This is a genomic window from Streptomyces sp. NPDC003943 (genome assembly GCF_053605265.1).
The window spans coordinates 84,086-109,387 of the sequence record NZ_JBSGIW010000007.1; the positions used below are offsets into that span (position 1 = coordinate 84,086).

Consider the following 25,302-nt stretch of genomic DNA (forward strand, 5'->3'; position numbering starts at 1 on the left):
CCCTAGGCGGCCCCCGCCCCGGCCCCCGCCCCCGCCCCCGCCCCCGCCACTTCCGCCGCCGCCCGCGCGTAGTCCTGGACCAGGGCGCGGGGGTCGTCGGCGCGCCAGGCGAGGGCGAAACGGGACGGGGAGATGCCGTCGACGGGGCGGGTGACGACGCCGTCGCGGGTGAGGAGAGGGGCGTTGCCGGTGGCGACCAGGCAGATGCCGAGGCCGCCGACGAGGGCCTCGTACGTCTCGTCGGCGCTGGCGACCTCGGCGCCGATGACCGGGGGGCGGCCGGCGCGGGCGTCGAGGGCGAGCCAGTAGTCGCGGAGTTCGGGGCCGGTGGGCGGCAGGGCGAGGAAGGGCTCGTCGAGGAGGTCGGCCACGGCGAGGCGGTCACGGGCGGCCAGCGGGTGGTCGGCGGGGAGGGCGACCAGGCGGGGTTCGGTGGCGACGACGACCCAGCGGAAGCGTTCGGCGCCGGTGAGCGGCAGCCAGACGAAGGCCACGTCGCTGCTGCCGTCGGCGAGCCCCGCCGTCGGGTCCTCCCAGCCGACCTGGCGGAGCCGGGTGCGGGCCCTCGGGTGGGCCTCGGTGAAGCGGGAGCGGATCGCGGGCAGCAGGCCGCCGCGGCCCGGGCTGGTGCTCATCCCGACGACCAGGGTGCCGTCCGCGGCCTCCCGGGCGGCCCGTACCGCGGCATGCCCCTCCGCCCAGGCGGCGAGCACGGCGCGGGCGTGCGGCAGCAGGGCCGCGCCGACCTCGGTGAGGCGGACGCCGTGCCGGTCGCGGTCGAAGAGCGGGGCGCCGAGCCCGCGCTCCAGCGCCCGGATCTGTTTGCTGAGCGCCGGCTGCGAGACGTACATCCGCTCGGCGGCGCGCGTGAAGTGGAGTTCCTCGGCGACGGCGAGGAAGTAGCGCAGATCCCGCCCGTGCACGTCCACGACCCCGTGCGCGTCCACGAGTCGATCCGCGTCCACGTGCCCGTGCGCGTCCACAAGCCCTTGCGCGCCGACGTTCCCGTTCGCGTCCACGAGCCCGTGCGCGCCGCCGTGCCCCTTCGCACCCACGTCCCCATTCGCGTCCATAACCATGGGCTATCACGACGGATCTTGGACGGGCAACGCCCTTCGGATGCACGCTAGTTGCACAACGAACGAGGGGAATCCACGAACATGAGCAAGGTCTGGCTGATCACCGGCGCCAACAGCGGCTTCGGACGCGCCTTCGTCGAGGCCGCGGTCGGCGCCGGGGACGTCGTGGTCGCCGCCGCGCGCCGCGCCGGCACCCTGGACGAGCTGGTCGCCGCCCACCCCGACCAGGTCGAGGCCGTCACCCTCGACGTCACCGACACGGCCGCGATCGACCGCGTGGTGGCCGAGGTCGCCGAGCGGCACGGCCGCATCGACGTCCTGGTCAACAACGCGGGCCGCACCCACGTCGGTTCGGTCGAGGAGACCGGCGACGCCGAGCTGCGCTCGCTCTTCGACGTCCACGTCTTCGGTCCCGCCGCCCTCACGCGGGCCGTCCTGCCCCACATGCGGGCTCGCCGCTCCGGCGCGATCGTGCAGCTCAGCAGCGTCGGCGGCCAGATGTCGATGGCCGGCTTCGGCGCGTACAGCGCGACGAAGTTCGCCCTGGAGGGCATGTCCGAGGCGCTGGCCGCCGAGGTGAACCCGCTCGGCATCCGGGTCCTGATCGTCGAGCCGGGCGCCTTCCGCACGTCCCTCTTCGGCAGCGGCAAGAGCCTCAGCGAGGACACCATCGCCGACTACGCCGACACGGTCGGCGCCACCCGCGCCTTCGTCGAGGGCGGCGACGGCGGCCAGGCCGGCGACCCGGCGAAGGCCGCGGCGGCCGTCCTCGCGGCGCTGAACGCCGACGAGCCGCCGCTGCGGCTGGCGCTCGGCGACGACTCGATCGACACGATCTACGCGCACCTGGACCAGGTCCGGGCGGACCTCGACGCGTGGGAGAAGGTCGGCCGGGACACCAAGTTCGACGCCTAGCACGCACGTGAAAGGGCCCGCACCCTCAGGGGTGCGGGCCCTTTCACGTATGCAGTACGGCCTACCGCCTACAGGAACGAGTTGATCTCGATCGTCTCGTCGCGGCCCGGGCCCACGCCGATCGCGGAGATCGGGGCGCCGGACATGTCCTCCAGGGCCTTCACGTACGCCTGCGCGTTCTTCGGCAGGTCGGCGAAGGTCTTGGCCTTGGTGATGTCCTCGGACCAGCCCGGGAGCATCTCGTAGATCGGCTTCGCGTGGTGGAAGTCGGTCTGCGAGTACGGCAGCTCCTCGACGCGCTTGCCGTCGATCTCGTACGCGACGCAGACCGGGATCTGCTCCCAGCCGGTGAGCACGTCGAGCTTGGTGAGGAAGAAGTCGGTCAGGCCGTTGACGCGGGTCGCGTAGCGGGCGATGACCGCGTCGAACCAGCCGCAGCGGCGGTCACGGCCGGTGGTGACACCGCGCTCGCCGCCGATGCGGCGCAGGGCCTCGCCGTCCTCGTCGAAGAGCTCGGTCGGGAACGGGCCGGCGCCGACGCGGGTCGTGTACGCCTTGAGGATGCCGATGACGCGGCTGATCTTCGTCGGGCCCACGCCGGCGCCGGTGCAGGCACCGCCGGCGGTCGGGTTCGAGGAGGTGACGAAGGGGTACGTGCCGTGGTCGACGTCGAGCAGGGTGCCCTGGCCGCCCTCGAAGAGCACGACCTTGTCGTCGTCGAGCGCCTTGTTGAGGATCAGCGTGGTGTCCGCGACGAACGGCTTGATCTGCTCCGCGTACTGGAGCATCTCCTCCACGATCTGCCCGGCCTCGATGGCGCGGCGGTTGTAGAGCTTCGCGAGCAGCTGGTTCTTGCCCTCGAGCGCCGCCTCGACCTTCTGGGTGAGGATCGACTCGTCGTACAGGTCCTGGACCCGGATGCCGACGCGGTTGATCTTGTCGGCGTACGTCGGGCCGATGCCACGGCCGGTGGTGCCGATCTTGCGCTTGCCGAGGAACCGTTCCGTCACCTTGTCGAGGGTGACGTTGTACGGCGTGATCAGGTGGGCGTTGCCGCTGATCAGGAGCTTGGAGGTGTCGACGCCGCGCTCGTTGAGTCCGCTCAGCTCGGAGAGCAGGACCGCCGGGTCGACGACGACGCCGTTTCCGATGACCGGGGTGCACCCCGGGGAGAGGATTCCGGAAGGGAGAAGATGCAGCGCGTACTTCTGGTCGCCTACGACGACCGTGTGGCCGGCGTTGTTGCCACCCTGGTAGCGCACCACATAATCAACGGAACCACCGAGCAGGTCGGTGGCCTTTCCCTTGCCCTCGTCACCCCACTGAGCACCGAGCAGCACAAGTGCGGGCACAGGCGTACACCCCTTCCGGGCGGGGCAAGACCAAGGTCAGGGGGCCGACGCCGCCTCACCTGTGTGCCCCGGAATAGACGAAGCCCCTGGCGCAATAGCGCAAGGGGCTCTTGCACAAAGAGACTACCCGAGGAAGGACCGAGGTGTCGGATCACGACCAGCTGCTGGTCATCGTCGACCCGGTCGCCCGCCGAATGGACGGCGAGTCCGTACGGATCGCGAAAGATGTGCTGTCCGCGGGCGCGGAAGCGAAGATCTGCCTGCCGGACACTCCGGAGGAATTCTCCCGGGCCCTGGCCAGGCGCGGCTCCCGGCGCCCCGTCGTCCTCGGAGACGACCGCGCGCTGCTGCGCACCGTGACCCTCCTCCAGCGCGAGCGGAACCCGAGCGGCACGGCGTCCGCCACAGCGGTCGCGATGGTCCCGATCGGCGCGCCCGACCGGCTGGAGACGGCCCGTGCGCTCGGCGTGCCGCAGGGCACGGTCGCCGCCGCCCGGGCGGTCCTCGACGGGGCGGTGCGCCGGCTCGACCTGCTGGTCGACGACAGCGACGGCATCGTCCTCACCCGGCTCGACGTGCCCGCCGCCCACGAGCTGGCGCCCGCGCCGCCCACCGTCTGGGACACCTGCCGCTCCCTCGTCCGGACCCTGGTCCGCCCCGCCCCGACGGCCCTCGCGGTCCGCACCCACCGGCTGCGGATCGAGGCGGACGGCGAGCTGCTCTGCGACGTCGACACCCCCGTGGAGAGCCTCACGGCCCGCGTCGTGGACGGCCGGGCCGCGCTGACCCTGATCCCGGCCGGCGCCCCGGCCCTGCACACCACCGCCCGCACCCTCACCGTCACCGGCCCCGATTTCCGCTACCGCGCCGACGCGGCGGTCGCCGGGCCGGTGCGCCGCCGGACCTGGGCGGTACGGGAGGGGGCCTGGGGTCTGACGGTGCCGGCGGAGCGGGTCTAGGCTCCTGGCGGGGACCGATCCGCAGGGGGATTTCATGGACGAGGCGGGGGGCGCGAGAGCGCTCGACGTGCCGGCGACGGCGAACGCTCTGGGCGAGTACCGGACGCGGGCGCACGGCTTCTGGGCCGGCGGGGTCGTCGTGGCCGTGGCCGGAGGGTTGCTGGTCGCCGCGTCGGCGGACGGCGTGTGGGGCGAGCAGGTGGGGCCCGGGCTCCTCACGTTCGGGCTGCTCGTCGCCGCCGTCAGCCTCGGCACCGTCGTCACCGCCCGCCGCATGCGCCGCGTCCTCGCCGCCCAACCCTGGTCCGCCCACCCGGCCGATCTCGTGCCTTCGCGCGGGCGGCTGCACCCGGCGACCGTGGTCCTGACCGACCCGGCCACCGGAGAGACGTGGCCGCTGGCCCTGCGAGCGGTCCAGCAGCGCCACTACCTGGCCCAGCCCGGCCCCTCCGGCGTGCTGTGGTGGTGCGGCGACCCGGAACGCGGCGGGGTGCTCGCCCAGCCGGGTGGCGGCACCCTGGTCTGGGCGGTGCCGGTGCTCCACCGGAACGCCCGGCGGAGCCTCGTCCGGCGCGCGGCCGAAGACGGGCTGCTCGTCCGGCCGGTCCCGGCCCAGCCGCAGTGCGTGGCGCCGGCCCCGGCCCCGGGCCCGGTGCGCCCGACCGTCAGGCCCTCCGACCTCACGTACGGCCTGCTCGCCGCGTACGCCTGGACACCGAAGCCCGGGTCCGGGAAGAAGCCCGGGCGCCGCCGCCCCGAGGCGGACGCGCGGAGCGTGCCGTGGTGGCGGGTGCGCAGTCTGCGGAGGCTGTCCGGACTGCCGTCCATCGCGCTGAGCGCGCTGCTGGTGCTCGTGACGGGCGCCCTGTGGTGGGTCCAGCCGAGCTTCAAGCCCGTGGTGACCGGGGCGATCGCGCTGGGCGGGGCCGGCTGGTACGCGTACCGGTTCCTGACCTTCGGCCGGCCCCTCGCGGCCCTCTTCGCCCGCGCGGCGGCCGCCCCCGCCCTCGTACCGAAGCGGTACGTGCTGCTGCGCACGCCCCGGGGCAACGGGCCGCTCCTCGTGGTCTTCCCCGCGGGCGGCGGGCCGGACGCCCGGCCCATGGGGGTGCTGCCGCTGCGGGCGGTGGACGTCCCGGAGGCGTCCGTCGGCGAGGTGGAGCTGCGGGGCTGGCTGGACCGGACCGCCGCCGGGCGGCCGATCGTGGTCCCGTGGGTGGACGGCCGGGCGCTGTGGCCCATGGACGCGTACCTGGAGGCGGGGACGGAGAAGTTCGCCGAGGTGATGGCTCCGCCCACCTCGCTCATTCCCCTGGGGTAGCCGCCCCGGCCGCCCTCGCCGCTGCCCTGTCCGCCGCCTTCGCCCCTGCCCTGTCGGCCGCCTTCTCCGCCGCCTTCTCGGCGTCCTTGTGGGCCCGCCAGCGGTCCATGATCCCGGCCATCTCGCCGTGCAGGAACGCGAAGAACTCGGCCGTCTCGGCGGTGCGGCGGCCCGCCGCCGTGTCGCGGCCCAGGAGTTCGGCGCCCTCGACGAGGACCTTCTCCCAGCGGGTGAGGACCTGGTCGCGGCGGGTGAAGGTCTCGTACCAGAGCTCGTTGTGGAGCACGTACCGCTCGCGGCGGGTGCCGGGGTCGCGTTCGCGGCTGACCATGTCGACCTGTGAGAGGTAGCGGATCGCGCCGGAGACGGCGGCCGGGCTGATCCGGAGCCGTTCGGCGAGCTCGGCGGAGGTCATGGAGGCCGTCTCGGAGGCGAGCAGGGCCGCGAAGACGCGGCTCGCCATGCGCTGCATGCCGGCCGCGGTCATCTCGCCCGCGAACCGCTCGACGAAGCGGGAGACCGCCTCGTCGTCAGCGGCCGCGCTCCCCACGTCACTGCGCTCGCCGGCCCTGCTCTCCTCGGGCGTCGTCATCTCGCTCATCCCCTCACTCATCCCCCAAGTTTATGCGCTTCCTTAACTTCACAAGTTTGTGAAATCAGCGTACGTTCTGAAGCATGACGAAGGCAATCAGCGTCGCCGGACTCCACAAGTCGTTCGGCCGCACCCGCGCACTGGACGGCCTCGACCTCACCGTCGAGACCGGTGAGGTCCACGGCTTCCTCGGTCCCAACGGCTCCGGGAAGTCCACCACCATCCGCGTCCTCCTCGGGCTCCTGCGCGCCGACTCCGGGGGCGCCCGGGTGCTCGGCCGGGACCCGTGGGCCGACGCCGTCGAGCTGCACCGGCGGATCGCCTACGTCCCCGGTGACGTCACCCTCTGGCGCAACCTCTCCGGCGGCGAGGTGATCGACCTGTACGGGCGGCTGCGCGGGGGCCTCGACAGGGCCCGGCGCGCCGAGCTGATCGAGCGCTTCGAGCTGGACCCGACGAAGAAGGGCCGGACGTACTCCAAGGGCAACCGGCAGAAGGTCGCCCTGGTCGCGGCCTTCGCCTCCGACGTCGACCTGCTCGTGCTCGACGAGCCGACGTCCGGGCTCGACCCGCTGATGGAGGAGGTGTTCCAGGAGTGCGTCGCCGAGGCGCGCGCCCACGGCCGGACCGTCCTCCTCTCCTCGCACATCCTCAGCGAGGTGGAGACCCTCTGCGACCGGGTCAGCATCATCCGCAAGGGCCGCACCGTCGAGTCCGGCTCGCTCGCCGAACTGCGCCACCTCACCCGGACGAGCGTGGTCGCCGAACTCGCGGGCCCGCCCAACGGCCTGGCCCATCTGCCGGGCGTGCACGGCCTCGACGTGCAGGGGCAGCGGATCCGCCTCCAGGTCGACACCGACAAGCTCGACGCCGTCCTCCGCTCGCTCACCGAGTCCGGCGTACGCAGCCTCACCAGCACCCCGCCCACCCTGGAGGAGCTGTTCCTCCGCCACTACACCGCGGAGGAAGCGGCATGAGCACGCTCAGCCTCGCCGGCACCGCCTCCCTCACCCGGCTCGCCCTGCGCCGCGACCGGCTGATGCTGCCCGTCTGGGCCCTGGTCACCGGCGGCCTGGTGGCGAGCGGCGCGGGCTCGCTGCAGAGCCTCTACGGGACGGCCGCGCAGCGCGCCGAACTCGCCGCGTCCATGACCGCGAACAGCTCGATGCGCTCGCTCTACGGGCCGGTCTTCGACGACTCCCTCGGCGGGCTCGTCGCCTGGCGGTTCGGCACCTTCGCCGCCGTCCTCGCCGCCGTGATGAGCCTGCTCATCGTGGTCCGGCACACCCGCGAGGAGGAGGAGACGGGCCGTCAGGAGATGCTGTCGGCCGGCGCGGTGGGCCGCCGGGCCCCGCTGACCGCCGCACTGCTCGCCGCGCTCACCGCCAACACCGCCGTGGTGCTCATCGTCACCGCCGGACTGGCGAGGCAAGGCACGAGCGGCGCCCTCGCGCTCGGCCTCGCCATCGGCGGGACCGGCATGGTCTTCGCGACGATGGCGGCGATCGTCGCCCAGCTCACCGAGAGCGCCCGGCTCGCCAAGGGGCTGACGGGCGGGCTGCTCGGGCTCGCCTTCGTCCTGCGGGCGGCCGGCGACGCGGGCACTGCCGACGGCGGCAGCGTCCTCACCTGGCTCTCGCCCGTCGGCTGGGCCGAGAACATCCGCGCCTTCGACGCGGACGGGGAACGATGGTGGGTGCCGGCGCTGGTCGCCGCCGCCGTCCTCGTCCAGACGGCCGTGGCGTACGGGCTGACCGCCCGGCGCGACGTCGGCATGAGCTTCCTGCCCACCCGGCCCGGGCCCGCCGACGGACGGCTCGCGACGGCGGGCGCGCTGGCCTGGCGGCTGCAGCGCGGCACGCTGCTCGGCTGGTCGCTCGGCTTCCTGCTCGGCGGACTGGTCTTCGGCGGAATGGTCGAGGGCGCCGCGGACATCGTCGGCGACAACGAACAGGCCCGGCAGATCTTCGAGCGGATGGGCGGCCAGAGCGCCCTCACCGACGCCTTCCTCGCCACCATGGTCGGGCTCTTCGGCATGGTCGCCGCGCTGTTCGCGGTCGGCTCGGTGCTGCGCCTGCACGGCGAGGAGACCTCGCAGCGCGCCGAACCGCTGCTCGCCGGCCCCGTCGGCCGGCTCCGCTGGGCGGCCGGGCACCTGGTGGTCGCGTTCGCCGGTTCGGCGCTGATCCTGCTGCTCAGCGGGGTCGGGCTCGCGCTCTCGTACGGCAGGGAGCTCGGCCCGATCCTGGGCGCCGCGCTGGCCCAGGTCCCGGCCGTGTGGACGCTCGCGGGCCTGGCGGTGCTGCTGTGGGGCGCGGTCCCGAAGGCCGCCGCGGCCGCGTGGGGCGTGGCCGGGGTGTGCCTGGCGCTCGGCTGGATCGGGCCCGCGCTCGACCTGCCGCAGGCCGCCCTGGACCTGTCCCCGTTCGGGCATCTGCCGAAGCTGCCGGGCGGCGACATGGCCTGGACCCCCGTCCTCGTGCTCACCGCCCTGGCGTCGGCGCTCACGGCGGCGGGCCTGGCGGGACTGCGCCGCCGGGACATGCAGAGCTGAGCCCGTACCCGTCTTGGCCCTACCCGCCGAGCCCGTACCCGTCCGAGCCCGTACCCGTACGCCTGTCAGACCTCCACCAGCAGCTCCTCGAAGCCCCGGATCACGTAGCCCGGCTTCCGCACCGGCTCCGCGGCGAGCCGCAGCCCCGGCGCCCGCCTCAGCAACTCACCGAACACCGCCGTGAGTTCGAGGCGGGCGAGGGGGGCGCCGAGGCAGTAGTGGATGCCGGCGCCGAAGCTGATGTGCGGGTTGTCGGGGCGGGCGAGGTCGAGCCTGTCGGCGTCCGGGCCGAAGCGGGCGGGGTCGCGGTTCGCGGAGCCGAAGAGCAGGGCGACCTCGGCGCCGCGCGGGATGACGACGCCGCCGAGCTCGATGTCGTCGAGGACCCAGCGCTCGAACATCTGGAGCGGGGTGTCGTAGCGCAGGAGTTCATCCACAGCTGTGGACAAAGCCTCGGGAGCCGGATCCGGGCGGACCCCGCGGGCGAGCAGGGCCCACCAGCCGTTGACCGTGGCGTTCACGGTCGCCTCGTGGCCCGCGTTGAGGAGCAGCACGCAGGTGGAGATCATCTCCTGCTCGGTCAGCGCTCCTTCGGCCGAGTCCGCGACACCGAGCAGCCCCGAGATCAGATCCTCCCCCGGATCCTTCCGCCGCCGTGCGATCAACTCCCGCAGGTAGTCGGAGAATTCGATCGAGGCCCGGACGGCCCGGCGGGCGGTCTCCTCCGACGGGTTCAGCTCGAACATCCCGCAGATGTCCGCCGACCACGGCCGCAGCCGCGCCCGCTCCTCGTCGTCCTCCGGCACGCCCAGCATCTCGGCGATCACCGCCACCGGGAGCGGCTCGGCTACCCGCGCGAGCAGATCGCCGCCGCCGTCCGCGACCAGTCCCCCGACCAGATCGCCGGCCAGGCGCCGTACGGTCGGCGCGAGCCGCTCCACCGTCCTCGGCGTGAACGCCTTCGACACCAGGCGCCGGATCCGGGTGTGGTCGGCGCCCTCCAGGTCGAGCAGTCCGTGGTCGTTGAGCGTGTGGAACGGCTCGTGGGCGGCGTCGGACGCCGGGCGGCCGAACTCCTCGTGCGTGAAGCGATGAGTGTAGGTACGGCCCAGGCGGCGGTCCCGGAGCAGCGCGGACACGTCCTCGTAGTGCGGGATCAGCCACTGCTGGGTGGGGCCGTACCAGTGGGCGCGGCCGGCGGCGCGCAGCCGCGCGTAGGCGGGGTACGGGTCGGCGACGAACTCCGGGGACCAGGGGTCGAAATCCATGCCCCGTTCCCTACCCGCTGCGCACCCGCTGCCCACCCGCTGTCAGCCGCCGACCTGCACCAGTCGCGCCTCGTACGCGAAGACGGCCGCCTGCGTCCGGTCCCGCAGGCCCAGCTTCACCAGGATCCGGCTCACATGCGTCTTGATCGTCGACTCGGCGACGACGAGGTGGTCGGCGATCTCCTGGTTCGACAGGCCCTGCGCGATGAGCACGAGGACCTCCGTCTCGCGCTCCGTCAGCTCGCCGATCTGGGCCATCGCGGGCGGTCGCGGCGCGGTCGCCGCCGACCTCGCGAACTCGTTGATGAGCCGCTTCGTCACGGTCGGCGCGAGCAGCGCCTCGCCGGCCGCGACCACCCGCACGCCCTCCGCGAGCTGCCGGGCGGAGGCGTCCTTGAGGAGGAAGCCGGAGGCTCCGGCGCGCAGCGCCTGGTACACGTACTCGTCCAGGTCGAAGGTGGTCAGGACGAGCACCTTCGCGGCGGCGTCGGCCGCGACGATCTCGCGGGTGGCGTCGATGCCGTTCAGCTCCGGCATGCGGATGTCCATCAGGACCACGTCGGGGCGGAGGGCGGCGACCTGGGCGACGGCCTCGCGGCCGTTCACGGCCTCGCCGACGACCTCGATGTCCGGCATGGCGTTCAGGAGGACGGAGAAGCCCTCGCGGACCATCATCTGGTCGTCGACGATGAGGACGCGGATCACGACTGGAGCTCCTCACGGGGCACGGGAATGTACACGGTGACCTCGTAGCCGCCGTCGCCGGTCGCCTCGGCGGTCATCTCGCCGTTCAGCATGGTCACCCGCTCCCGCATGCCGGTGAGGCCGTGGCCGGCGCCCGGGGAAGGCTTCACGAGACCGCGCGCCGGGCCGTTGGCGATCCGCAGCCCGAGCCCGCCGAGGACGTACGACAGCTCCACCTTCGCGGTGGCGCCGGGCGCGTGCCGCAGCACGTTCGACAGCGCCTCCTGCACGATCCGGTACGCCGAGAGCTCCACGCCCTGCGGCAGCTCGCGCACCGCGCCGGTCACCGTCCGCTCCACTTCCAGGCCGGCCTCCCGGACGTTGGCGGCCAGGCCGTCCAGGTCCGCGAGCGTCGGCTGCGGCGCGTCGGGCGCCTCGTAGTCCTCGGCCCGTACGACCCCGAGGATGCGGCGCAGCTCGGTCAGCGCGGCCACCGCGTTCTCCCGGATCGTCACGAAGGCCTGCTCCAGCTCCGGCGGCGGGTTCTCGACGCGGTACGGGGCGGCCTCGGCCTGGATCGCCACCACCGACATGTGGTGCGCGACGACGTCGTGCAGCTCGCGGGCGATGGTCGTGCGCTCTTCGAGCAGGGTCCGCTTCGACCGCTCGACCGCCGTCACCGACTGCTGTGCGGTGACCTCGCGGGCCGCCTCGCGGCGGACCTGGAAGGTCGTGACGAGCAGGAGGAGGACGCCGGCGACGAAGAGCAGCACTACGGCGTCGCCGCCGCTCACCCCGATGACGGCCGAGGCCGAGGCGGCGTAGCCGGCGGTGACCAGCCACATCCAGCCGGCGGTGCGCGGCCGGGTGCGCAGGGCGACGACGACGAGGACGACCAGGTGCGCGGCCAGCGAGTTCGGCGCCCACGGCCAGCCCTCGCCGTGGCCGCCCAGGAAGGCGACGAAGGGCGTGGAGACGAGTGAGGCCCAGAAGGCGAGCACCGGACGTATCAGGGTGAGCACCACGGTCGCGGCCGGTACGAGGGTGTACACGAGGACGACCGGGCTGGGGGAGCCGTCGGCCCGGGCGAGCCCGAGGAAGAAGACGATCAGGGCGGCGAAGCCGACGGCGAGGTGCGGGACCACACCCGCTTCGTCGCGGATCCGTTCCGGCAGGAACCGGAGCGGCCCGCGGCTCAGGTCGAGACGCCTCAGCGGCCGGTAGGCGAAGGCGCCGTGGAAGAGGTCCGCGCGCAGACCGCCGAGCGCCGTCAGGGTCAGGCGTAGCTCGGGGCTGCGGCTCGTTTCGGTGGTCCGGGTCGAAGTCACCGGACCACCGTACGGGCGGGCCGCGGCGGGGGCGTCCGGCTGGATGCGGATTCCGCGGGGTCCGCCTTGAGGACTACCCGCGGCTGCCCGCGTCCGTCACCAGGCGAGCTGGGCGATCTCCTCCGCGACCACCGCGCACGCGTCCGCCGCCGGGTCGATCAGCGGGAAGTGGCCGACGTCTTCCAGCAGGGTGAAGCCGACGGTCTCGCCGGCCTTCGCCGCCGCGTCCACGTACGCCTCCGCCACGGCCGCCGGGACGACGATGTCGTCACGGCCCTGGACGACGGTCGTGGCGATGCCGGTGGGCAGCAGCACGGCCGGGTCGGCGAGGGCCGCGCGGGCGTCGAAGTCGGCCTTCCCACCGAGGAGTTCGGTCGTCGCACCGCCGCAGACGTCCAGCTCCACCGCCCGCTCGAAGTGCGCGATCGGGGCCAGGGCGACGACGCCGCGCAGCGCGGGCGGGGCCGGAAGACGCCACGGGGAGCCGGCCGGCAGGACATGGCGGGCGGCGGCCCAGAGGGCGAGGTGGCCGCCGGCGGAGTGGCCGGTGAGGACGAGGCGACGCGGGTCGGCCTGCGGAAGGTGCTCGGCGGCGAGGTCGGCGACCGCGTCCAGCGCGGCGGCCACGTCGTCGAAGGTCTCCGGCCAGCGCCCGGCCACCGGGGCCGTGCCGCCCTGCCGCGGGATGTCGCTGCCGCGCCGGTACTCGACGCTGGCCACGGCGAAGCCGCGCCGGGCGAGGAAGTCCACGAAAGGGGTCAGGTGCTGCCGGTCGTACGGCGCGCGCCAGGCGCCGCCGTGCAGGGCGACGACGAGCGGCGCGCGCTCCCGTCCGTCGCGCGGCGCGTAGAAGTCGACGAGCTGGTCGGGATGCGCGCCGTACGCGGCGGAGGCGTCCGGGGCGACGGCCGGGTGCGAGAAGGCCGATGCTTCTTCGGCGGCGTCGCGCGCGGCGGGGTCCGGCATGCTGCTTCCAACCTCTCCTGGAACGGGGCCGATTGGCCTGACCTGCGGGGACCGTATCAGGAGTACGGCCCCCGCAGATCAGGCGATCAACCGATGATCATCCGTCCTGGGAAGAGCCCTGGGTCGAGCTCTAGACGGAGCCCTGGGTGGAGCCCTGGACGGAGCCCTGGGAAGAGAGCACCTCGGCAAGCACCCGCGCCGCCCGCTCCGCGTCCGCGAAGCCCACATAGAGCGGCGTGAAGCCGAACCGCAGGATGTCCGGGCGCCGCAGGTCGCCCACCACGCCGCGCCGGATCAGCTCCGCCATCACGGCCGGCGCCTCGGCGCAGCGCAGCGCGACCTGGCTGCCCCGCTCCGCGTGCGCCTCGGGCGTCACGGACTCGACCCGGCCCGCCGGGGCGTAGGCCCGTACGCACTCCAGGAAGAAGTCCGTCAGGGCCAGCGACTTGGCGCGCACGGCCTCGATCCCGACCCCGTCCCAGACCTCCAGGGCCGCCTCCAGGGCCAGCATCGACAGGATGTCGGGCGTGCCGACCCGGCCGCGCAGCGCGCCTTCGGCCGCCCGGTAGCCGGGGGTCATGCCGAAGGGGTCGGCGTGCGAGTTCCAGCCGGGCAGCGGCGAGTCGAAGCGGGCCTGGTGGCGCTCGGCGACGTACAGGTACGCGGGCGCGCCGGGGCCGCCGTTGAGGTACTTGTACGTGCAGCCGACGGCCAGGTCCACGCCGTGCGCGTCGAGGCCGACCGGCAGCGCGCCCGCGCTGTGGCACAGGTCCCAGACGGCGAGCGCGCCCGCCTCGTGGAGGGCGGCGGTGAGACCGGGCAGGTCCTGGAGCCGGCCGGTGCGGTAGTCGACGTGGTTGACCAGGGCGAGGGCCGTGCGGTCGGTCACCGCGCCGGCCATCTCGGCCGGGTCGAGGGGCACGATCCGGTGACCCGTGAGGCGCGCGGCGGACTCGGCGATGTACCCGTCCGTGGGAAAGGTCGTCGCGTCGACGAGGATCTCGTCGCGCCCCTCGCCGGCCAGCCGGACGCCCGCCACGACCGCCTTGAAGACGTTCACGCTGGTCGAGTCGCCGACCACGATCTGCCCGGCGGCGGCGCCGACGAGCGGGGCGATCCGGTCGCCGATCCGCTCGGGCGCGGTCCACCAGCCGGACTCGTCCCAGGAGCGGATGCGCAGCTCGCCCCACTGGCGGGTGATGACGTCGGCCATGCGGGCGGGTACGTGCGCGGGCAGCGCCCCGAGCGAGTTGCCGTCCAGGTAGACGACCTCGTCGAGGGCGAACTTCTCGCGGTGCTTGGCCAGTTCGTCGGCGGTGTCAAGCGCCTGTGCGCGCTCCGCGTACGTCTCAGACATGGCTGCGCGCCGTCCACAGCTCGGGGAACACGTTCTTCTGGGCCCGCTTCTCCAGCCAGGCCACGCCCGCGGAGCCGCCGGTGCCGGTCTTGGCGCCCATCGCGCGCCGGGTGGCGACCAGGTGATCGTTGCGCCAGCGCCAGACCAGCTCGGCGACATCGCTCAACGCCTCGCCGAGGCGGACGAGTTCGGCGTTCTGGTCGGGGTCGGCGTAGATCCCGGCCCAGATCCGCTCGACCTCCGCGGAGGGCTCGTAGCGCAGCGCCGGATCGCGGTCGAGGACCTCGGCCGGGACGGGCAGCCCGCGGCGGGCCAGCAGCCGCAGCGCCTCGTCGTACAGGCTGGGCTCCTGGAGCGCCTTCTCCAGCTCGGCGTGGACGCGGGGCGCGCCGCGGTGCGGCACCAGCATGGACGCCGACTTCTCGCCGAGCAGGAACTCCATCCGCCGGTACATCGCCGACTGGAAGCCGGAGCCCTCGCCGAGCGCGCTGCGGTAGGCGTTGAACTGGGCGGGGGTGAGCTGGGCGAGCGGCCGCCAGGAGTGGTTGAGGGCTTCGAGCTCGCGCACGGAGCGCTTGAGCGCGTCCATGGCGACGGGCAGGTCGTCCCGGCGCAGGGCGTGGCTCGCGGTCTCCCACTCGTGGACGATCACGGTGAACCACAGCTCCATGACCTGGGTGGTGACCAGGAAGACCATCTCGCCCGGGTCGTCGGAGCGGAGGTGCTGGAGGTGGGTCAGGACGTCCGCCTGGACGTAGTCCTCGTACGGCGTCGTACCCGCGAAGTCGAGGTTCGGCGCGTCGGCGACTGCGTCGGCGACCGTACCGGCTCCGGGGGCATCGGGGAAGGTGGACATTTCTGTCTCCTCGATACGTAACACCGGGTAGCGGTCCGCTCCTCTCCTCCGGCTCGTCCGGCTCAGGAGCCCCGGTCCCCTCGGGAGGCGGGCTTCGGCGCACGCACTCCCAAGCGCATCATGACACGACCGGACCCGAGATGTAGATCCCGTCTTCGTCATACGGATATGCGTTCGAATGACAGCCGTTCAGGCCCTTGATCTGCTGCATCATCACGGGCGCGGGCCGGCCGGGACCGGCGCAGCCGAGGTGCCGGCGGATGCCGATCTCGTGCCCGACCTCGTGGTTGATGATCAGGTTCCGGTACTCGGCCGGCGGGCCCGCGAAGGTCGGCGAGCCCAGCATCCACCGCCTCAGATTGACCACGACACCGGTGCTCGTCTCGCAGTTCAGCTCGCCGTGGGTGTTCAGGCCGTTGGCCGCGCAGAGCCGGTCGGCGGTGTCCGGGGTGGCGATCCGGATCACGAAGTCGGCGTGGTCGGTGACCAGCTGGAAGCGGCCCCGGCCGTGCGCGGCCCAGCCGCGCGGATGCGCCAGGATCCGCTGGATCTCCTCGGCGGCCTCGCGCGCGGAGACGTCGACGCCGTCCTCGACCTGGACGCGGTAGCGGCGCAGGGCGCCGCCGGAGCCGACGGGGTCACCGGTGGCCCGGGCGGTGGTGAAGGTGCCGGGGCCGGAGCGGGGCACGCGGGGCGGCTGCTTCGGGGCGGGCTTGGGCGCGGGCTTGGGCGCGGGCTTCGGCTTCGGCTTCGGCTTGGCCGAGGGCGGCGGGGGCGGTGTCGGTGTCGGTGTCGGTGTCGGTGAGGCTGTCGTCGGCCGCGGACCCGACGCGGCGGGCGCGGGCGCGGCAGCGGTGTTCCGCCCCCGGTAGTGGACGGCCGCCGCCCCGCAGCCGAGCACCACCAGGACCAGGAGCAGCACCGGCCACCCGCGCCTCCGTCTCGCTCGTCGTCGCCCCACCGCAGCCCCCTCTTCCCACACCTTCGAACAGGTGTCCCCGCCCCTCAGGACGGGGGATCGGAGAGAAGAGTTCCGGCCGCCGGCTTCCGCCGGTCCGGTGGCAGACTGCCCTCATGACGACGCACACCCACCAGAACCTGCTCGGCGGCCCCGGCCCGACGCTCCTGCCCGAGAACGAGGACGCCTACCGCCTCCTCGCCGAGGAGTCCCTGGCCCCCGCGGAGGTCGCCCGCAAGCACCCCACCTTCTCCCTCGCGTGGGCCATGCTCGCCGACGACGCCTACGAGTCCGGCCGCGTCATCGAGTCCTACGCCTACGCCCGCACCGGCTACCACCGCGGCCTCGACGCCCTCCGCCGCGCCGGCTGGAAGGGCCACGGCCCCGTCCCGTGGTCCCACCGCCCCAACCGCGGCTTCCTCCGCTGCCTGGCGGCCCTGGCCCGCGCGGCGGGCGACATCGGCGAGAAGGACGAGCAGGAGCGCTGCTGGCAGTTCCTGCGCGACAGCAGCGAAGAGGCGTACACGGAGCTGCACCGCTGACGATCGCGGCGCGCGCCGCGCGGGCTTCCGGGCGCAGCCCGGTGAAGCCCCCGCCCGGCAGACGCGCCGCGCGGGCCAGGCCCTCCCGGGCGCAGCCCGGTGGGGCCGGCGCCGCCTCCGTCCGGCCGAAGGCCGGGCGCGCAGCCGTCGGCCGTCGGCCGCCGACGGCGAGCGCCCGGCCCCCGAAGGCCCGCACCCCTCTGCACACAGAGCTGTACGGGTGGTGCGGGTGGGTCCCCAGCCCGGCCTGAGGCCGGGCGCACCACCCACGGCGGCGCGGCCGCCCACGCGCACCCGGGCCCGGGCTCAGCCCCGCGTCTTCCGCGACTCGCCCGGGTCCAGCGGCGGCGCCCCCACCCCGCAGTGGACCCGGCACTCGGGGTGGCACCCGGCGGCCCGCGCCGGGGCCGGGGCCCGCAGGGTGAACCAGGCGAGGGCCGCGCCCACCACCAGCACGCCCGCGAGGATCGGCATCGCACGGCGGAAGGTGGCGTCGAACTCCGTCGCCGAGCGGTACGCCTCCGGGCCCATCCCCACGAGCAGCGGCAGCGCCGCCACCGCGATGAGCCCCGCCGCCCGGGCGGCCGCGTTGTTGATGCCGCTGGCGAGGCCGGCTCGGGAGACGTCGACAGAGGCGAGCACCGTGGCCGTGAGGGGCGCGACCAGCGTCGTCATGCCGAGGCCGAGGACGAGCATCGCGGGCAGGACGTCGGCCAGGTACGAAGGGTCCTCGCCGACCCGAAGCATCAGCAGCATTCCGGCCGCGCACAGCAGCGGCCCGACCGTCAGCGGCAACCGCGGCCCGGTCTTCTCGCCCAGCTCGCCGGACTTCGCCGAGAGCAGCAGCATCAGCACCGTGGTCGGCAGCAGCGCCGTCCCGGCGGCGAGCGCCGAGTAGCCGGAGACCACCTGGAGCTGCAGCGCGGCCAGGAAGAAGAAGCCGCTGAACGCCGCGTACACGCACAAGGTCACCAGGTTGACCGCGGTGAACTGCCGCGACCGGAAGATCGACAGCGGCACCATCGCGCGCTCGCCCCGCCGCCGCTCGACCCACACGAACCCCGCGCCGACCAGCAGACCGGCCGCGCCCGCCCACCACACCTGCGCGATCAGCGCGTACGTGACGAGGGCGAGCGCCAGCGCACCGAGGACCGCGCCGAGCACGTCGAAGCGGCCGTGCGCGACGACGTCGCGGGACTCGGGGACGTGCCGCAGGGCCACGGGCACGCAGACGAGCGCGAGCGGCACGTTCAGCAGGAACACCCATCGCCAGCCGGGTCCGTCCACCAGCCACCCGCCCACGAACGGTCCGACCGCCGCCCCCACCCCGCCGAACCCGGACCAGAGCCCGACCGCCCGGGCCCGGTCGTCCTGGTGGAAGCTGGCCTGGATCAGCGCGAGCGAGCCGGGCGTGAGCAGCGCGCCGCCGACTCCCTGGAGGGCGCGGGCGGCGACGAGGATGCCCGCGTTCGGCGCGAGCCCGCACAGCAGCGAGGCCACCGCGAACCACACCACGCCGATCACGAAGACGCGCCGCCGTCCGTACCGGTCGCCGAGCGACCCGCCGAGCAGGATCAGCCCGGCGAGCGTGACCATGTAGGCGTTGACGGTCCACTGCAGGGCGCCCAGATCGGCGCCGAGGTCCTCGCCGATGTGCGGCAGGGCGACGTTGACGACGGTCGAGTCGAGCAGCGCCATCGCCGAACCGAGCACGGTGGTGAAGACGATCCACCGCCCGGTCCCGGAGGCGAGCCGGATCCCCATGCCCGGCGCCGCAGCGCCCGCCGTGTCGGCCATGCCTGCATGGTCCCGCGAACCACTCGACTCCGCAGCCGCGCGGCCCGCAACCTCCCGGCCCCTCGGCCGCTCAGCCCCGCAGCCGTCCGGCCCCGGCAGCCCCTCGCCCCGCAACCTCCCGGCCCCTCGGCCGCTCAGCCCCGCAGCCGGGCCGCGGCCCGTACCAGCGCGTCCACGCCGCGCTCGGCCTTGGCCCGCGGACAGCCGAGGTTCAGCCGGACGAAGCCGGGGGTGCCGTAGACCCCACCCGGCATGATCGCGACCTTCTCCTTGGTGACGAGCTCCTCCTGGAGCGCGGTCTCGTCGATGCCCAGCGGCCGCAGGTCGATCCAGGCGAGGTAGCCGGCCTGCGGCGGGGTCCAGTCGAGGCCCGGGAGACCGGCGGTGAGCCGCTCGGCGGCCATGGTCATCGTCCCGGCGACATAGCCGCGCAGCGCGTCGAGCCAGGGCGCGCCGTGCCGGTACGCGGCGATGTGCGCGGTCAGGGAGAGCACGGCCGGGGAGGCCAGGCCCTCGCCGGTCTCCATGCGCCGGACGAACTCCGTGCGCTCCTCGGGGTCGCCGAGGAAGCCGTACGAACCGGAGAGCGCGGGAAAATTGAAGGCCTTGGTGCCGGAGGTGACCAGCGCCCAGCGGCGCCCCCGCCCTGCCTCGGCGACCGCCGTCCATGGCACGTGGCGGTGGCCCGCGCCGGTCAGGTCGGCGTGGATCTCGTCGCTGACGACGGCCGCGCCGTGCCGCTCGGCGAGCCGGGCGAACTCCTTCAGCTCGTCCTCGCGCCACACCCGGCCGGTCGGGTTGTGCGGGGAGCAGAGCAGCAGCATCCGGCTGTCGGGCCGGGCCAGCTCGCGCTCCAGGGCCTCGGTGTCGCCGACGGGCACGCCGCGCAGCTCGCGGCCGAGGCCGGTGACGGCCTTGCGGAAGCCGTCGTAGGTGGGGGTGTGGACGACGATGCCGTCGCCGGGCTCCGTCCACATCCTGAGCAGCTGGGAGAGCTGGGAGAGCACGGAGGGCGCGTAGACCATGGCCTCCGGGTCGACCTCGGCGCCGTACCGGCTCGCGTACCAGTCCCGTACGGCCTCCCGGAACTCGCCGAGCCGCCAGTCGGTGTAGCCGAAGACGCCGTGGTCGACGCGCGCGTGCAGGGCGTCGAGGACGGCCGGCGGGGAGGCGAAGTCCATGTCGGAGATGGTGAAGGGCAGCAGGTCGGAGACGCCGAAGCGGTCGGATATCCCGTCCCACTGGACCGACCAGGTGCCGCGCCGGTCTATCTCGCGGTCGAACTCGAACACCGACACCTCATACCTCCAGGAACGGGAACGACGAACGGGCCCGGCTCCACTCTCGTGGTGCCGGGCCCGTCGTACAACGCCGAGGGCGCTTACTTCAGCTTCGTACCGGTCGAGCGCAGCGCGGCGCACGCCTCGGTCACACGCGTGGCCATGCCCGCCTCGGCGAGCTTGCCCCAGGTGCGCGGGTCGTAGGTCGACTTCTTGCCGACCTCGCCGTCGACCTTCAGGACACCGTCGTAGTTCTTGAACATGTGGTCCGCCACCGGACGCGTGAAGGCGTACTGGGTGTCGGTGTCGAGGTTCATCTTCACCACGCCGTTGTCGAGGGCGGTGGCGATCTCCTCGGCGGTCGAGCCGGAGCCGCCGTGGAAGACGAAGTCGAACGGGGAGGCCTTGCCGAACTTCTCGGCGACGCCCGCCTGGAGGTCCTTGAGCAGCTCGGGGCGGAGCACGACGTTGCCCGGCTTGTAGACGCCGTGGACGTTACCGAAGGACGCGGCCAGCAGGTAGCGGCCCTTCTCGCCCAGGCCCAGGGCCTCGGCGGTGCGGATGGCGTCGTCGACGGAGGTGTACAGCTCGTCGTTGATCTCGTGGCTGACGCCGTCCTCCTCGCCACCGGTCGGGGTGATCTCGACCTCGAGGATGATCTTGGCGGCGGCGGCCTTGGCGAGCAGCTCCTGGCCGATGGCCAGGTTGTCGGCCAGGGTCTCGGCGGAGCCGTCCCACATGTGCGACTGGAAGAGCGGGTTGCGGCCGGCCTTGACGCGCTCGGCGGAGATGTCGAGCAGCGGGCGGACGTAGCCGTCCAGCTTGTCCTTCGGGCAGTGGTCGGTGTGCAGCGCGACCGTGATGTCGTACTTCGCGGCGACGATGTGCGCGAACTCGGCCAGGGCGACGGCGCCCGTGACCATGTCCTTGTTGTACTGGCCGCCCAGGAACTCGGCGCCACCGGTCGAGATCTGGATGATGCCGTCGCTCTCGGCCTCCGCGAAACCGCGCAGGGCGGCGTGGAGGGTCTGGGACGAGGTGACGTTGATCGCCGGGTAGGCGAACTTGCCTGCCTTCGCCCGGTCGAGCATCTCGTTGTAGACCTCGGGGGTTGCGATGGGCATACGTCCGCTCCTTGTGATGTGCGGGTAGGTGCGTTGCTTGTCCCTGACCTGGGGGCGACGTCATCGTCGCCCCCATCCTTCCAGACTCCTGCGGAAGGTCCCACGGGCGCGGCAGAGGAAGGGGCGGGGTGTTTCACGTGAAACACCCCGCCCCTTGATAAAACCCCAGGTCAGAGCCGGTTCACACCGGTCCCGGACGCTAAGTCACGACTTCGCGGCGATTCAGCCGGGAAGGTCAGCGTCAGCCCAGGCCCAGCTCGTCCAGCGCGTACGCGTAGAGGTACGGCACACCCGCCGTGTCGGCGATCTTCTCGCCCGCGCCCGTCGCCCGGTCCACGATCGTCGCGACGGCGACGACCTCGGCGCCGGCCGCGCGGGCCGCCTCGACGGCGGTCAGCGGCGAGCCGCCGGTGGTCGAGGTGTCCTCGACGATCAGGACCCGGCGGCCCTTGATGTCCGGGCCCTCGACCTGGCGCTGCATGCCGTGCGCCTTGGCGGCCTTGCGGACCACGAAGGCGTCCAGGCGCGCACCGCGCGCGGCGGAGGCGTGCAGCATCGAGGTGGCGACCGGGTCGGCGCCCAGGGTCAGACCGCCGACGGCGTCGAACTCCAGCTCCTTGGTCAGCTCGAGCATGACCTGGCCGACGAGCGGCGCGGCCGCGCCGTCGAGCGTGATCCGGCGAAGGTCCACGTAGTAGTCGGCCTCAAGACCCGAGGAGAGGGTCACCTTGCCGTGCACCACGGCCTTGTCCTTGATCTGCTGGAGCAGCTCAGCGCGTACGTCAGTCATGCTCATGAGCTTAGGGCCTGTCCCCGGAGCCGCCCGCTACAGCCGGCGCCAGCTCCAGGTCGTCGAGACCTCCAGCGGATCGATGGGCGTGACCAGGCGCGGAAGGGTGTTGAGGCCGTTCGGCGGACCGGACTGGGGCTCGACACAGACGGCGTCCTCGGGCTCGTCGTAGATGACGACGTACTCGGCGCGGCTGGTGACGCGCAGCTCCAGCTGCCCCGGCCAGGTGAGGGTGACGTCGACGCCGTCCGGCATGCCGAAGCAGTCGTCCCAGGGGCGCGGGGTCGGGTCGATGCGGCGGCCGGTCGGGATGTGGTCGGCGCCGCGCTCCTCCTGCCAGGCCGGGTGGAAGCCGAGCTCGACGTCCGCGCCGCCGAGCGAGCGCCGGAACCAGGGGTGCCAGCCGGCCTGCGCCGGGAAGGAGTCGGACGCGGTCTCGACGCCGAGCGTGAGCGTGAGCGAGCCCTCGCCCAGCTCGACGATCTGGGTGACCTTCCCCGCGTACGGCCAGGGCTCGCCCAGTTCGGTCGTGAACGCGGCCGTCGACTCGGTGACCTCGGCGGTCTTCCACGGGACGTCGCGGACGGTGCCGTGGATGGCGTGCGGGGCGGCGTGCTCGCTGACCGGGAGCTCCTGGGTGGTGGCACCGTTGCGGAAGCGGGCGTTCTCGGTCCGGCCCGCCCAGGGCGCCATCACGAAGCAGCCGAAGTGCGCGCCCTGGAGCAGCAGTTCGGTGTCCCCGATGCGCAGGCCGGTGATGCGGCAGCCGTGTTCGGGGTCGATGGTCAGCTCGGCGTCACCGGCCGTCAGTCGCGTCAGATTGCTCACGTCCCGACCCTAGGCGATGACCAGGCGTGCGGGAGCGTTTCAGCGACTCGCCGACTCACCTGCCGACTCAGCGGCGGCGGCGCAGGGCGCGGCTCACCACGACGGCGGAGGCGAGGGCGAGCGCGGCGGCCGGGGCGATCCAGCGCAGGCTCGCGCCGGCGCCGGAGGTCTCGACGGCGGGCACGGGGGCGTAGCGGCCGCGCGGCGGGGCGTGGTCGACCTCCTCGGCGCTGCGGCCGATCATGGTGCGCCGGGCGTGCGCGGCCTCGGCGGGCTGACCTGTGCCGGGCGCCTCGTACTCCTCGTCGGCGAGCGCGTCGAGGGACGGCGGCGGCACCGGGGTGTCGAAGACGGACGTACGCGCGTCCCGCTCCGCCGCCTCGTCGGCGTCCTCCACCCCGTCCCCGTCCTCGTCCTCGTCCTCGTCCTGGCCGTTGCCCTTGCCCTCGCTCTCGACGGCCATCTCGGCCTCCACGTCCGCGACCGCGACCAGCGCCTCCGCGAACCGGTCGAGCAGCCGGGCGCCCACCGCGCCCCGGGCGTCCGCGTCGGCCTCGGCGAGCCGCCCGGCCGCCGTCACCTCGCCGGTGAAGCCGATCGTGGTGCCCTCGGCCAGCGGGGTGAGGGTCAGCGCCAGCGCGAGCGACGCCGTGCCCTTGCCGCGGACCTCGGTGCCCTCGCCCTCGACGGCGAAGCCCGCGCCGCCGTCGCGCTCGGCGATCCGGAAGGTGCCGCGGTAGGTGATGGTGTTGCCGCCGACCCGGATCTTCAGCCGGCCCGAGAGCGGCCCGGTCGCCGCGTCGGCGTCCTGCTGGAAGCCGGGGACGCAGCGCGCGATCCGCGCCGGGTCCGTCAGCGTGGCGCGCAGGACCTCGGCCGGGACCGGGACGAACACCTCATGCTCCATGGGAGCCGAGCCTACTCAGCCGGGGCCCGCCCGTCGCCTGTTTGCGGGCCTCCGGGCGCCCCGGCCGCGCGTCAGTAGCGCGGATGCACCAGCGTCGACGGCGGCAGGTCACCCGCGCCGCCCGTGCGGGTGCGCTCCAGGCGGCTCTCCGCCTCGGTGAGGGTGGCAGCGGTGACGGAACGCAGCCGGGGGGCGTCGGACGCGAGGCCGAGGACCGGCGGCGGGCCGCCCCGGGTCGCGAGCAGGAAGCCCCACTCCTCGTCCCCGGCCCGCTCGCCCGCCCGCTCTTCGTCCCCCCGCGCGGCCGCGGCATACGGGCGGGTGGTGAAGCCGGCGGCGCGGAGGGTGGCGTCGACGGTCCAGTACGTGCGGGGGCGGCCGGTCGCCGGGCCGGCGTGGACCACGAGGCGGCCGCCGTCGGCGAGGACGCCGGCGGCGAGCCCGTAGAACTCCTCGGAGTAGAGCACGGCGCCCGCGGTGTCGCCGGGCCCGGGGTCGGGCAGGTCGGAGATCACCACGTCGTACCGTTCCTGCGAAGCGCGGTGCAGGCGCAGCCAGCGGAACGAGTCCCCGTACGCGACGGTCACCCGCGGGTCGCGGAACGCCTGCCCGTTGAGGGCGGCCAGGTCGGGGTCGGTGCGGGCGATCCGGGCGACGCCCGGATCGAGCTCGACGACGGTGACGGCGCGGACGTCGTCGTAGCGGAGCACCTCGCGGGCGGCGAGCCCGTCGCCGCCGCCCAGGATCAGCACACGCCGGTGCCGGCCGTTCATCGCGGGGTGCACCAGGGCCTCGTGGTAGCGGTACTCGTCGCGCCCGCCGACCCGCAGCCGGCCGTCCAGGAAGAGGTCGGGCGGGCCGCCGCGCTCGCCGGCGACCACCACCTCCTGGACGTCGGTGCGCACGGCGATCCGCACGCTGTCGCCGTACACCGCCTGTCGCGCCGCCTGTTCGAAGTCGTCGGCGAGGACGGTCGCGGTGGCGAGCACGGCGAGCACGGCGAGGTTCGCGCCGATGAGCAGCGCCCGCGCACGGGCCGTCAGGTCGTGCCGGAACAGGCACAGGACGAGCGCGCCGCCCGCGACCGCGTTGACCGCGCCGGTGACCAGCGCGCCGGTCAGCTGGCCGAGCCAGGGCAGCAGCAGGAACGGGAAGGCGAGCCCGCCGACCAGCGCGCCCACGTAGTCGGCGGCGAACAGGTCGGCGACGGTCCCGGCGGCGTCGTACGGGCCCCGCTGGGCGCGGGCCCGGCCGCGCCGGGTGCCGCCCGGGACGACGCCGGCGACCGGCCGCGCCCGTGAACGCGCCGACTCCGCCCGCTGGATGAGCGTCATCAGGAGCGGGATCTCGGCCCCGATCAGCACGCCGATGGCCAGCGAGAAGGCGACGAGCACCCACTGCGCCTCACCGAGCCAGGCGAAGGCCGCGTACAGCACCATCGCCGAGCAGCCCCCGATCAGCGCGAGCCCGCCCTCGACCAGGCCGAAGCCGACGGCGGCGCGGCAGCGCAGCCGCTTGGCGAGCAGCGAGCCGACGCCCATCGCGAAGACCATGACGGACAGCACGACGGACGCCTGGGTGACCGAGTCGCCGATCAAGTAGGAGGCGAGCGCCACCAGTTCGAGCTCGTAGACCAGGCCGCAGGCGGCGCAGACGAAGACCGTGACCAGGACCGGATACCGCACCCCGCCCGGCCGGACTGGCTGCCGCACCGCCGGCTTGGGCGGCAGGGGCAGCGTGGTCACGGGCGGGTCGATCATGCCCGTAACGCTACGTCACACCTGTTCCGCGCAGTGTCACCCGAACGAGTGCATCCGAGGCATATGTGCGGCGGCGCCGCGAAGG

23 protein-coding genes are annotated in these 25,302 nt (G+C 73.8%); 6 read left to right on the forward strand and 17 right to left on the reverse strand.

Annotation, left to right across the window (positions count from 1 at the left end):
- Positions 1 to 2: 2 nt before the first annotated feature.
- Positions 3 to 1,073, reverse strand: coding sequence for a LysR family transcriptional regulator (locus ACWEV0_RS04960; protein WP_453146524.1), 1,071 nt, complete (start codon positions 1,071 to 1,073; stop codon positions 3 to 5).
- 87 nt (positions 1,074 to 1,160) lie between these two features.
- On the opposite strand from ACWEV0_RS04960, the gene ACWEV0_RS04965 reads away from it, so the two are divergent.
- Positions 1,161 to 1,994, forward strand: a complete 834-nt coding sequence (locus tag ACWEV0_RS04965) for an oxidoreductase (protein ID WP_453146526.1) — start codon at positions 1,161 to 1,163, stop codon at positions 1,992 to 1,994.
- A 68-nt stretch (positions 1,995 to 2,062) separates the two neighbouring features.
- Here the strand turns inward: ACWEV0_RS04965 and ACWEV0_RS04970 are convergent, their stop codons facing one another.
- Positions 2,063 to 3,346 (reverse strand): adenylosuccinate synthase, encoded by a 1,284-nt coding sequence (locus ACWEV0_RS04970; protein WP_453146528.1) that lies wholly within the window; start codon positions 3,344 to 3,346, stop codon positions 2,063 to 2,065.
- 194 nt (positions 3,347 to 3,540) lie between these two features.
- Between ACWEV0_RS04970 and ACWEV0_RS04975 the strand changes: the two genes are divergently transcribed.
- Positions 3,541 to 4,305, forward strand: a complete 765-nt coding sequence (locus tag ACWEV0_RS04975) for a diacylglycerol kinase (protein ID WP_453146598.1) — start codon at positions 3,541 to 3,543, stop codon at positions 4,303 to 4,305.
- Positions 4,306 to 4,339: 34 nt separating this feature from the next.
- Positions 4,340 to 5,626: a hypothetical protein gene (locus tag ACWEV0_RS04980; protein WP_453146530.1), complete on the forward strand. Its 1,287-nt coding sequence runs from the start codon at positions 4,340 to 4,342 to the stop codon at positions 5,624 to 5,626.
- Here the strand turns inward: ACWEV0_RS04980 and ACWEV0_RS04985 are convergent.
- Entirely contained in the window at positions 5,610 to 6,218 is a 609-nt protein-coding gene (locus ACWEV0_RS04985) for a GbsR/MarR family transcriptional regulator (RefSeq protein ID WP_453146600.1), read from the reverse strand. The genes ACWEV0_RS04980 and ACWEV0_RS04985 overlap by 17 nt on opposite strands.
- A gap of 83 nt (positions 6,219 to 6,301) precedes the next feature.
- On the opposite strand from ACWEV0_RS04985, the gene ACWEV0_RS04990 reads away from it, so the two are divergent.
- Together ACWEV0_RS04990 and ACWEV0_RS04995 are read left to right on the forward strand one after the other, a co-directional pair.
- Positions 6,302 to 7,195 carry an ABC transporter ATP-binding protein gene (locus ACWEV0_RS04990; RefSeq protein ID WP_453146532.1) on the forward strand — a complete coding sequence of 298 codons (894 nt, stop codon included), beginning with the start codon at positions 6,302 to 6,304 and terminating at the stop codon, positions 7,193 to 7,195.
- Positions 7,192 to 8,772 (forward strand): ABC transporter permease, encoded by a 1,581-nt coding sequence (locus ACWEV0_RS04995; RefSeq protein WP_453146534.1) that lies wholly within the window; start codon positions 7,192 to 7,194, stop codon positions 8,770 to 8,772. Before ACWEV0_RS04990 ends, ACWEV0_RS04995 begins: the two co-directional genes overlap by 4 nt.
- A 65-nt stretch (positions 8,773 to 8,837) precedes the next feature.
- Here the strand turns inward: ACWEV0_RS04995 and ACWEV0_RS05000 are convergent, their stop codons facing one another.
- The 7 genes from ACWEV0_RS05000 to ACWEV0_RS05030 all read right to left on the reverse strand — a co-directional run bounded on the left by ACWEV0_RS05000 (position 8,838) and on the right by ACWEV0_RS05030 (position 16,153).
- Positions 8,838 to 10,040: a cytochrome P450 gene (locus tag ACWEV0_RS05000; protein ID WP_453146536.1), complete on the reverse strand. Its 1,203-nt coding sequence runs from the start codon at positions 10,038 to 10,040 to the stop codon at positions 8,838 to 8,840.
- Positions 10,041 to 10,082: 42 nt separating this feature from the next.
- A complete protein-coding gene (locus ACWEV0_RS05005) occupies positions 10,083 to 10,745 on the reverse strand; it encodes a response regulator (RefSeq protein ID WP_453146538.1) in 663 nt (220 codons plus the stop codon).
- Entirely contained in the window at positions 10,742 to 12,052 is a 1,311-nt protein-coding gene (locus ACWEV0_RS05010) for a sensor histidine kinase (RefSeq protein ID WP_453146540.1), read from the reverse strand. Before ACWEV0_RS05010 ends, ACWEV0_RS05005 begins: the two co-directional genes overlap by 4 nt.
- A 96-nt stretch (positions 12,053 to 12,148) precedes the next feature.
- A complete protein-coding gene (locus ACWEV0_RS05015) occupies positions 12,149 to 13,018 on the reverse strand; it encodes an alpha/beta hydrolase family protein (RefSeq protein ID WP_453146541.1) in 870 nt (289 codons plus the stop codon).
- 130 nt (positions 13,019 to 13,148) lie between these two features.
- Positions 13,149 to 14,375, reverse strand: a complete 1,227-nt coding sequence (gene kynU, locus ACWEV0_RS05020) for a kynureninase (RefSeq protein WP_453146543.1) — start codon at positions 14,373 to 14,375, stop codon at positions 13,149 to 13,151.
- A complete protein-coding gene (locus ACWEV0_RS05025; RefSeq protein WP_453146545.1) occupies positions 14,368 to 15,231 on the reverse strand; it encodes a tryptophan 2,3-dioxygenase family protein in 864 nt (287 codons plus the stop codon). The genes kynU and ACWEV0_RS05025 overlap by 8 nt, the downstream gene beginning before the upstream one ends.
- Positions 15,232 to 15,349: 118 nt before the next feature.
- Positions 15,350 to 16,153 carry a DUF3152 domain-containing protein gene (locus tag ACWEV0_RS05030; RefSeq protein ID WP_453146547.1) on the reverse strand — a complete coding sequence of 268 codons (804 nt, stop codon included), beginning with the start codon at positions 16,151 to 16,153 and terminating at the stop codon, positions 15,350 to 15,352.
- A gap of 152 nt (positions 16,154 to 16,305) precedes the next feature.
- Between ACWEV0_RS05030 and ACWEV0_RS05035 the strand changes: the two genes are divergently transcribed.
- Positions 16,306 to 16,731, forward strand: a complete 426-nt coding sequence (locus tag ACWEV0_RS05035) for a DUF3151 domain-containing protein (protein ID WP_453146549.1) — start codon at positions 16,306 to 16,308, stop codon at positions 16,729 to 16,731.
- Between the two features lie 306 nt (positions 16,732 to 17,037).
- Here ACWEV0_RS05035 and ACWEV0_RS05040 read toward each other — a convergent pair whose 3' ends face one another.
- The 7 genes from ACWEV0_RS05040 to ACWEV0_RS05070 form a co-directional block, all read right to left on the reverse strand.
- Positions 17,038 to 18,495, reverse strand: a complete 1,458-nt coding sequence (locus ACWEV0_RS05040; RefSeq protein WP_453146602.1) for an MFS transporter — start codon at positions 18,493 to 18,495, stop codon at positions 17,038 to 17,040.
- Positions 18,496 to 18,662: 167 nt separating this feature from the next.
- Positions 18,663 to 19,820, reverse strand: a complete 1,158-nt coding sequence (locus tag ACWEV0_RS05045; protein WP_453146604.1) for a MalY/PatB family protein — start codon at positions 19,818 to 19,820, stop codon at positions 18,663 to 18,665.
- Between the two features lie 89 nt (positions 19,821 to 19,909).
- Entirely contained in the window at positions 19,910 to 20,932 is a 1,023-nt protein-coding gene (gene fbaA / locus ACWEV0_RS05050; RefSeq protein WP_403793974.1) for a class II fructose-bisphosphate aldolase, read from the reverse strand.
- A gap of 241 nt (positions 20,933 to 21,173) precedes the next feature.
- Positions 21,174 to 21,722, reverse strand: a complete 549-nt coding sequence (gene pyrE / locus ACWEV0_RS05055) for an orotate phosphoribosyltransferase (RefSeq protein ID WP_453146551.1) — start codon at positions 21,720 to 21,722, stop codon at positions 21,174 to 21,176.
- A gap of 36 nt (positions 21,723 to 21,758) precedes the next feature.
- The gene (locus ACWEV0_RS05060; protein WP_453146553.1) at positions 21,759 to 22,550 is read right to left on the reverse strand and encodes an aldose epimerase family protein; all 792 of its coding nucleotides are present in this window, start codon (positions 22,548 to 22,550) and stop codon (positions 21,759 to 21,761) included.
- Positions 22,551 to 22,617: 67 nt separating this feature from the next.
- Positions 22,618 to 23,457: an SRPBCC family protein gene (locus tag ACWEV0_RS05065; protein ID WP_453146555.1), complete on the reverse strand. Its 840-nt coding sequence runs from the start codon at positions 23,455 to 23,457 to the stop codon at positions 22,618 to 22,620.
- A gap of 71 nt (positions 23,458 to 23,528) precedes the next feature.
- The gene (locus ACWEV0_RS05070; RefSeq protein ID WP_453146557.1) at positions 23,529 to 25,217 is read right to left on the reverse strand and encodes a spermidine synthase; all 1,689 of its coding nucleotides are present in this window, start codon (positions 25,215 to 25,217) and stop codon (positions 23,529 to 23,531) included.
- Positions 25,218 to 25,302: the final 85 nt, after the last annotated feature.